General features: G+C 65.7%; 1 protein-coding gene. It reads right to left on the bottom strand.

What is annotated here, in order from left to right; genetic code table 11:
- The coding region (locus tag GT358_RS16420) for a recombinase family protein (RefSeq protein WP_166583701.1) at positions 1–462 on the bottom strand (462 nt) is incomplete at its 3' end.
- Positions 463–490 lie beyond the last annotated feature (28 nt).

Here is a 490-nt window from a genome sequence, read left to right as displayed (position 1 = left end):
CTTGTCGCGGATGCGCTCGGCGGTCACCTCGCGTTCGAACTGGGCGAAGGACAACAGGATGTTCAGCGTCAGCCGGCCCATGGAGGTGGTCGTGTTGAACGACTGGGTGACGGAGACGAACGTCACCCCGTTCCGGTCGAACACCTCCACCAGCTTGGCGAAGTCGGCCAGCGAGCGGCTGAGGCGGTCGATCTTGTAGACCACCACCACATCGACCAGCCCGTTCTCGATGTCCTCCAGCAGCCGCCTCAGGCCGAGGCGTTCCAGCGTGCCGCCGGAGATGCCGCCGTCGTCGTACCGATCGCGAACCAGCACCCAGCCTTCCGACCGCTGGCTGGCGATGTACGCCTCGCAGGCCTCGCGCTGGGCATGCAGGCTGTTGAACTCCTGCTCCAGACCTTCCTCGGAGGATTTCCGGGTGTAGACGGCGCAACGCAGCTTTCGGACCACGGGCTTCGTCATGCCTTCCGGCCCTTCGCTTGCGCTCCGG

The organism is Rubellimicrobium sp. CFH 75288, from assembly GCF_009904055.1.
Classification (GTDB): domain Bacteria; phylum Pseudomonadota; class Alphaproteobacteria; order Rhodobacterales; family Rhodobacteraceae; genus Rubellimicrobium.
Note: the sequence above shows the minus strand (reverse complement) of the source record. Positions and strands in the feature narration are given on the sequence as shown.